This window comes from Caulobacter sp. P4_E5 (assembly GCF_056401555.1).
On sequence record NZ_JBFUJD010000074.1, the window covers coordinates 20945 to 28691 of the forward strand.

At 63.7% G+C, this 7747-nt stretch carries 7 protein-coding genes; 2 read left to right on the top strand and 5 right to left on the bottom strand.

What is annotated here, in order from left to right:
• Nucleotides 1-6: 6 nt before the first annotated feature.
• Both AC1DSO_RS19690 and AC1DSO_RS19695 read right to left on the bottom strand, forming a co-directional pair.
• Nucleotides 7-1188, bottom strand: coding sequence for a kynureninase/PvdN C-terminal domain-containing protein (locus AC1DSO_RS19690; protein ID WP_477070418.1), 1182 nt, complete (start codon nt 1186-1188; stop codon nt 7-9).
• Nucleotides 1164-1955, bottom strand: a complete 792-nt coding sequence (locus AC1DSO_RS19695; RefSeq protein WP_477070419.1) for a tryptophan 2,3-dioxygenase — start codon at nt 1953-1955, stop codon at nt 1164-1166. Before AC1DSO_RS19695 ends, AC1DSO_RS19690 begins: the two co-directional genes overlap by 25 nt.
• Nucleotides 1956-2059: 104 nt before the next feature.
• Between AC1DSO_RS19695 and AC1DSO_RS19700 the strand changes: the two genes are divergently transcribed.
• Both AC1DSO_RS19700 and AC1DSO_RS19705 read left to right on the top strand, forming a co-directional pair.
• Nucleotides 2060-2518: an Lrp/AsnC family transcriptional regulator gene (locus AC1DSO_RS19700; protein WP_477070420.1), complete on the top strand. Its 459-nt coding sequence runs from the start codon at nt 2060-2062 to the stop codon at nt 2516-2518.
• A 147-nt stretch (nt 2519-2665) separates the two neighbouring features.
• A complete protein-coding gene (locus AC1DSO_RS19705; protein ID WP_477070421.1) occupies nt 2666-5062 on the top strand; it encodes a hypothetical protein in 2397 nt (798 codons plus the stop codon).
• A gap of 236 nt (nt 5063-5298) precedes the next feature.
• Here the strand turns inward: AC1DSO_RS19705 and AC1DSO_RS19710 are convergent, their stop codons facing one another.
• From AC1DSO_RS19710 to AC1DSO_RS19720, 3 genes are all read right to left on the bottom strand, one after another.
• Entirely contained in the window at nt 5299-6729 is a 1431-nt protein-coding gene (locus AC1DSO_RS19710; RefSeq protein ID WP_477070422.1) for a hypothetical protein, read from the bottom strand.
• Nucleotides 6726-7001, bottom strand: a complete 276-nt coding sequence (locus AC1DSO_RS19715; RefSeq protein ID WP_477070423.1) for a hypothetical protein — start codon at nt 6999-7001, stop codon at nt 6726-6728. The genes AC1DSO_RS19710 and AC1DSO_RS19715 overlap by 4 nt, the downstream gene beginning before the upstream one ends.
• A gap of 217 nt (nt 7002-7218) precedes the next feature.
• Nucleotides 7219-7587: a hypothetical protein gene (locus AC1DSO_RS19720; RefSeq protein WP_477070424.1), complete on the bottom strand. Its 369-nt coding sequence runs from the start codon at nt 7585-7587 to the stop codon at nt 7219-7221.
• Nucleotides 7588-7747: the final 160 nt, after the last annotated feature.

A 7747-nucleotide genomic window follows, 5' to 3' on the forward strand; every position in this document is an offset into this window, starting at 1 on the left:
TTTGAGCTAGGTGAGTTCGCGACAGACTTCGCAGAACGCCGCCACATCCCCGTCGTCGTGGTACACCGACAACCCCACCCGCAGCACGTCGTCGCGGACATCCACCACCACGCCCCGCTCCGCCAGCGCCGTCTTCCAGGCCAGCGCCGACGGATGCCGCAAGGCCAGGAACCGCGCTGACGGCCCCGCGCCCGGCGGATTGACCACCGTCGCGTCCTTCAGCGGCCCCGCCTCCCCCGCCGCGATCGCGTCCAGCAGCAGGCCCCGCAGCCCCGCCACATGGGCGGCCACCGCCGCCGTGGTCAGGCCCTCGTCCTCCAGCATCCGGCCGGCCGCCACGAAGCGGTACAGGCCCGAGGGGTCGAAGGTGGCGCCCATGAAGCGGCTGGCGTCGCGGGCGTAGCCGACCCCGCCGGGCGGTCCCTCGAGGTCGCCGAACTCGGCGTACCAGCCGGTCAGGACCGGACGCGCCCCGAAGCCCGGCGGAGCGTGCAGGAACGCCGCCCCCTCCCCGGCCATGGCGTACTTGTAGCCGCCGGCCAGGTAGAACAGCCGGTCGGCCACGGCCGCCAGGTCGGTCGGCACGGCCCGGAAGCCGTGATAGCCGTCGACCACCACCCACGGGCCCTTAGGATCCGCCAGGGCCGCCAGCTCCCAGACCCGGTCGAACACCAGGCCGGTCTTGAAGAACACCTGGCTGACGAAGATCAGGTCATAGGTCCCGCCGCGCGCCGCCGAGAAGAACCGCTCGGCGAAGTCGGGACGCTCGGTCTCGACCAGGGTCAGCTCGATCTCGCCCGCCTCGACCCAGCGCTGGGCCTGGCGGCGGAACGAGTGGAACTCGCCGTCGGTCGACAGCACCCGCACGGGCCGCCGGCCGACCGCCGAGACCAGTCCCGCCAGCAGGGTGTGGGTGTTGGGCGCGAAGACCACGGTGTCGGGGGAAGGCAGGGAGAGTTCACGGGCGACCAGACCCCGGGCGGCCGGATAGACCTGGCCCAGGGCCTTGTCCCACTTGTGGTCGGCCATCACGACGGCGTCCTCCCAGGCCTCGACCTGGGCGGCCAGGGTGACGTCGGGCCACAGGTGGTGGCTGTGGGCGGCCATGTGCAGCCGGCCCGGAACGCTCAGAGCCTTGGAGAACAGGTCCTTCCGCGCGCCCATTACAGCTTCGTCCTCAGCGACCACAGCTCCGGGAACGCCCGCCGGCGCAGGGTGCTGGTCAGGTAGCTGACCCCGTCGGTGCCGCCGGTGCCCGGCCGGCCGCCGATGATCCGCTCGACGGTCAGCACATGCTTGTGCCGCCAGGTGACCAGGGCGTCGTCCAGGTCGACCAGCTTCTCGGCCAGCTGGTACAGCTCCCAATAGCGCTTGGTGTCGCGATAGACCTCCAGCCAGGCGGCCTCCACCTCGGGCGAGGGGACGTAGGCCTGGCTGAAGTCGCGGGCCAGCACCGCCTCGGGCACGGCCAGGCCCGCCTTGGCCAGCTGGGCGATGGCCACGTCGTAGAGGCTAGGCGCGGCCAGCGCCGCCTCCAGCTGGGCCAGGGCGCTGGAGCCCTCCTGCTGGAACTTCAGGAAGCTGTTGTCCTTCAGGCCCAGCAGATATTCCAGGGTGCGGAACTGGTGCGACTGGAAGCCCGAGCTGGACCCCAGCTCGCCCCGGAAGCTCAAATAGTCGGCCGGCGTCATCGTCGCCAGCACGTCCCACGACAGGGTCATCACCGTCTGGATCCGCGACACCCGCGCCAGGGCCTTGTAGGCCGGCTCCAGGTCGTGGGCCGCCACCAGCCGCATGGCCAGCATCACCTCGTGGATGATCTCCTTGAGCCAGAGCTCCTTGGTCTGGTGGATGACGATGAACAGCAGTTCGTCGTGACGATCGCTCAGCGGCTGTTGCGCCGCCAGCAGTTGGTCCAGCGCGAGGTACCGCGCGTAAGTCATGTCTTGCGCCATGGGACGACCCTAACCGCTGCGAGGCGGCACATTGTGCGCGTTCGCCCCGCCGCCGCCTACCATGTTAGAACGATGTCCCGCATAAACCGCCAAGAGCAGAACGAATGGCCGTCCTGAACCGCATCGACCTGTCGATCCTCCGTATTCTCGAGGCCGACGCCCGGATCTCGTTCGCCGCCCTGGCCGAGCGGGTCGGCCTGTCCAAGTCGCCCTGCTGGTCGCGGGTCCAGGCCCTGGAGAAGCAGGGGGTCATCACCGGCTACCACGCCCGCATCGACGCCGCCGCGGTCGGCAAGGGCCTGACCGTCTTCGCCCTGGCCACCGTCGACTTCGCCCGCGCCGAGGCCTTCGAAGCCGCGGTCCTGCGCCACCCGGCCATCACCGACTGCCACTCGACGGCGGGGGCCGGGGACTACCTGCTGCGGATCGTGGCCGCCGACGTCGCGGACCTGGACCACCTGCTGCGGAAGGACCTCAGCCAGCTGCCGGGGGTGCAGCGGTACACGACGACGGTGTGCATGAAGGCGATCAAGGAAGGCGGGATGGTGATGGCGGGGGTGTGAGGCTCTTCCGGGTGAGCCATCGTCCGCGAAATCAGCGTCGATACCCTACAAACGGCGACGCGCGGACGCAGCGACCCAGCCTAGCTTCGTCTTGGCTTAAGCGTGTCGCGACGGGCCAGTGAAGCAAACCTGGATCGAGGCGCGTCCGTGCAACCCAATCCGACCCTGTCGCTGATCGGCCTATGGGCGCCTGTCTCGTCCTCGAACCTGTCATCCAACTATGCGGGCGGGCTGGCGATGTCGCTCAGCGCCCTGGTTCCGATGACCGGCGGATATGGCCTGGCCCTCAGTGGCTGGACCTTTCCCAACCAGGCCCCGGCCGAGCCCTACAAGGTCACCGCGGCGTTTCTCGCGCCGAATGGAACCGGCGGCCTGACCTTCTCCAGCACGGCTTTTCAGAATCCCGTCATCGAAGGCGCCCAGTCGGTGCTCACCGCCGACTTCAATGGCGACGGACGCGCGGATATCGTCCTGCTGCCCTACAATGAGAAGCCGTTCACGGCGGCGGCCGGGACGGCGTTCATGTCGAACGCCTCGGGTGGCTACGATCGCGTCACCATGCCGGGCGCGGTCAATGCGCATGACGCTCAGGTGGCGTATGTGAACGGTCGGCCGATCGTCATCACCGCGACCATGACCGGCACGGCGGATCAACACGCCAACGCCCTGTTCGCCTACGCCAACGGAAGCTGGAGCGAGCTCGCCTCATCCACGCTGAGCAAGCCGGGCTTTGGCAACAGCGAGGCCCTGGCCGCGTTCGGGACCGGCGGAGCCTACCGCCTCGTGCGGGGAGACAATCTGTTCGACTACAGCGCCCCCGGCGTCGCGGGCGCGTCCGATATCGCCGTCTACGCCTTCGACACCGCCACCATGGGCCTGGCCGATACGGCGGCCTTCCCGACGCCGTTGCAGCGGATCACACCGTACCTTTCGACGCTGCCTCAATACCAGTCCTACGCCTCGATCATCGGCAAGGGCCTGACCCACACCTATCGGCTGTGGACGGAGGATCTCAACCACGACGGCTCGCCTGATCTGATCGCGGGCCAGGCCATGTGGTCGCCGACCGCCACCGACTATCCCAGCACGCTTCAGATCCTGCAGAACAAGGGCGATGGGACATTCGTCGACGCGACCCCGGCGCTGGGCGCGGTAGGCCTCAATCAAGACCTCTTCGACTACACGCCGCAGTTCATCGATATCGACAAGAGCGGCATCAACACGCTGCTGTTCGCCTCCTCGACCTATCAAGGCGCCAGCCGCCAGACCAACTACGTTCTGCTGAACGACGGAACCGGCAAGCTCTACGTCGCCCTGCACAACGAGTTCCTGGCGCTCAACGAAAAGCTGCTCACCTTTGTAAAGCAGCAGTATCCCGCATCCGGCGGCTACTATTTCAACGAAAACTGGTTCAGCAAGTTCATCGCCACGCCGCAAGCGGACGGGAGCTTGAACTTCACGGCCCAGGTGCTGGTCGGCAAGACGATATCGCCCGGCGTCTTTCAGGACACCTTCGCGCTGGTGAACGTGCCGCTAACCTACAACCCGGCGACCGACTTCACCCAGGCGGTCACCATCACCAACCGCAATGGCTCGTCCCTCATTCGCACCTGGGCGGGCGACGATGTCGTCGGCGACACGGGCGGCGCCAAACAGGCCCATATCGACGGCGGGGCTGGCGCGGACACGGCGACCTACGGGAGCGCTTCGGCGACCTATCGGCTGACGGTCAACGGCGACAACGCGATCGTCGTCGACGCGCTCGCCGGGGCGACGACGACCGTTCACGACACGCTCGCCAATTTCGAGACGCTCGCCTTCAAGGACGGCGCGCTGTCGGTGGCGAACCTCAAATCCGTCTCAGGCTGGTTCGGCGCCATCCTGCGCGAAAGCACGGGCGGGGCTCACGGTAGTCTTGCGACGGACATCGCCATGGCGATGACGTCCGGCCAGAAGAGTTCGAGCGCCGCCTTGGCGGACGTCATCAAGCAGGCCGGCTCCAGCACCTCGGTCGCGACCCTGGCCTATGAGTTCTTCACCGGAAAGATCCCCGGCCAGCCGGGGGTCGACTACCTGGTCTCGCCGACCGGGCCGAACGCCAACAACCTCAACAGCGCCTACTACCAGAGCTTCAATCTGGAGAACCGCTACATCAATTTCGCGGTCAATCTGGGCAAGATCGGCGAGGGCAAGGATGGGTTCGCGGCCAAGTACGGGAGCTTGAGCCTCTTCGACGCCACCCGCGAGGCCTACAAGACGATCTTCGGGGCGGCCCCGACCGACGCCAAGATCCACGCCATGATCGACAGCCGCGCCGACTATTTCGCGGCGTACGGCGGCGACGGGACCGGCGGGATCGGGACCAAGGCGGCGATGGTCGGCTGGCTGCTGGCCGAGGCGCAGAAGGCCGACCTGGGCGTCATGGTGCGATCCAACGACGCCTGGCTGACGGACCTCGCCGATGGCTCGGCCCCGTTCGCCATCGACATCCTCGATCCGGCCAAGGGCTACTACAAGGCCGACTTCATCTTCGGCGGAAGCTGACGGGGGGCGCGAGCAGGAGGGGCGGATGCGGTTCCTGGACATCTGGGGCGGCCGGGGCCGACGCGGCCCATGGCGTGCGGATCGACCGCAGCGCTGACTCGCCGCTGAAGCGGCTGACGGCCCGGGCTTCTGCAGGGCTTCAAGCGCTACGCCACGACGGTGTGTAAGGCGATTAAGGCGGGTGGGATGGTGATGGCGGGGGTGTGAGGGGGGCTGAAAGAGTTAGCCTTAAAGGGTCAAGAGAATAAGGATAGGATAGTCAGAATGTTTCTCCACACAATCGAGCAAATCTTCGCGACAATCTCGGGTATCCAAAATACTCTCGTTAGAAGACCAACAATCGTAATTAGTATACCGCCAAAAACACTAACAGAGATCTGACTTACCAGCCGCCCGAACCGATCGTTGACACCCGCAGCACGCGAAGCGGTGGCACCGAAGGCCTGCGACCACGCCATTACAGCATACTCTACCGACGCGATCGGAATAAATGCAAGAAGTCTCTTTCCGAGCAATATTAGACCGAGCAAAAGAAGCAACCCAAATACCTCAAAGGGCCGCTCAATCAGCAACTTTACCGCATGAGCAGTAAAATGCGGCATTCTTATCGAACAAACTTTATCTGAATTTTTTATTGAATCGCATATTGATTGTGAAATCTGGACTGACGATATCCACAGGGCAATTGTGGCAAGTATTGTTGAAATTGAAATTGCAACAGCTTGCATTTTTGCGTTATTTTTATACTCACGCTCAGCAATTTTCGCCTCTAACGAGGCGCGTGTATGCGCAAAATCATATATTGCGGTATCTTTCACGATACCAAACTTGTCCTTACCAATTCTGTGTATTCTACCGAGAACTCCTTGAAAAGCTTCCGCGTACGCCAACATCCCAAGAGCGCTCTTGTAACCATCCAATCGGTCGCGCCGTCGCGCCTCTAGAACCATTCGCGTTAGACACCACAGCGTGTTCCGCCGCCAACTTACGTCGTCGGCTGATGTCGCTGGCGTCAGCGGGAGCAAATTGTCGTCAGAGTGCGCATGATGATAATGCCGATGCGACAAGTCTTTTACTAAATAATAGACTTGCTCGCAGAATTCACTTGGAACCTCTGGTGCACAGTGGATACGAATTTCGCCGGTTCTGAAAATCTCGAACTCAGCAGAAATGATTTTCACGCCGTCTTGACGGTTAAGTTGTTCTTCGACAGCAACCTTAAGATCATCTACGCCATCGCCGCGCTTGAATTTTCCGATTAACGTACGGATCGAGGCAACCTTCACCTCAGCCCTCGACTTGGTGTCTGCCCGTTTATGAAATGGAATGACGCAGACCTTACCGACCAATCGGCCTAGTTCGTCACTATGGACAACAACGTTGCCACCTTCGATGGCTGGTCGCTTTGTCGAGTCAGTGGTCGCAACTAGAACGCAGTGCTTGATGCGCGCGCGCTGAAATAGTCGCCACGGAAGCGGCACGTCGCGAGCCACCCGCCTAACAATACTTACGATCGTTCGGCTTGGTGGGACCGCCCCAATTATGCGTTCTTGATTTGCGGTGACGCAGTCAAGCGTCGGACTTTTCAGTGCCACAAGGCTAAAAGATAACTGCCCGGTGATTGTCGGGATCCAGCCCGCAAAGCTGCGCCGCAGAGAGGCGCTCAAGCCACTTCGCGTGCGATCATGGATTTCGGCTCATACGTTACCGAGCCGTCTTCCTCGACTGTGATGTAAAGACCATTTGCGCGCGATGAACTCGCTCCGCGAATGTCGCGATCAACCTTGCCGTTAATCTTTTGGGTAATTCCGCCACCCGCCTCCCGCACTTCACGGACGCGACCTTCACCGCCGATAGCGAGGTCCTTCACGATTCGAAGAGTGCCGGCAGCTATTAGCGCGATTGCGATCACGCCGACGAATTTGAACAGCTCGATCATGGTGTGTCGATCGCCGAGACGATCGCTCCTCTCCCATTTGGCCGTTGTTTTAAGGGCGGGGCATATAAGCGACTGTTAAAGGATTTACAAGCCGTCCTTGTTCCTTGGCCTTGTGCGGAGCTTGTTCCGATTTGCCCCCAAATGGCAAGTGACTGCCAATCGTTCGCATCTTCGCCCCCTAGTCGGATCACAAGCTCCCAAGACGATTCATTTACCCTCACAACCTCCCCCGCCCTCTCCCCTTCAACCGCCCCGCCCCGGCGCCCGCCACCGGCAGCGCCCCCACCACCTCGGCGATCATCGCCGCGGCTTCGATTTCGGCGGCCATCGCCTCGTCCTCGCCCACCGGCAAACCCGCCCGCCGCGTCCCGGACGGCCGCACCAGCGACAGCCCCGCCACCTTCCGCACGCAGGCCGCCAGTTCCCCGCAGGCCTTGGCCTTGTCGCGGGCGGCGCGGACCTTGGCGGGGTCGGGGTCGGTGTCGATGGTGGTCCAGGCCCGGTCGAGGGCGGCCATCAGCCTCTGTTGGACGGCGTCGCGCCAGCGGGCGACCTGGTCGGCTCGGGTTTGGGAGGTCTGGGTCATGTCCCATAGCGTGCGCCCGGGCTGAACACCGGGGATAAGAAACGTGCGTTTTCCTATAAGGCTTTGGATTCGTTGAGGCGGGCGCGGAAAACTACGGGGATTGAGGGGGTTGAACGCTCGTGCTTTTGGGGTGGGTGCACCGGCTAGCCCCCTCCACCGC

What these genes read in the sequence shown, in the direction of transcription:
- AC1DSO_RS19695 (WP_477070419.1), bottom strand. Translation starts at nt 1,955, where the DNA reads ATGGCGCAAGACATGACTTACGCGCGGTACCTCGCGCTGGACCAACTG.
- AC1DSO_RS19700 (WP_477070420.1), top strand. Translation starts at nt 2,060, where the DNA reads ATGGCCGTCCTGAACCGCATCGACCTGTCGATCCTCCGTATTCTCGAG.
- AC1DSO_RS19715 (WP_477070423.1), bottom strand. Translation starts at nt 7,001, where the DNA reads ATGATCGAGCTGTTCAAATTCGTCGGCGTGATCGCAATCGCGCTAATA.
- AC1DSO_RS19720 (WP_477070424.1), bottom strand. Translation starts at nt 7,587, where the DNA reads ATGACCCAGACCTCCCAAACCCGAGCCGACCAGGTCGCCCGCTGGCGC.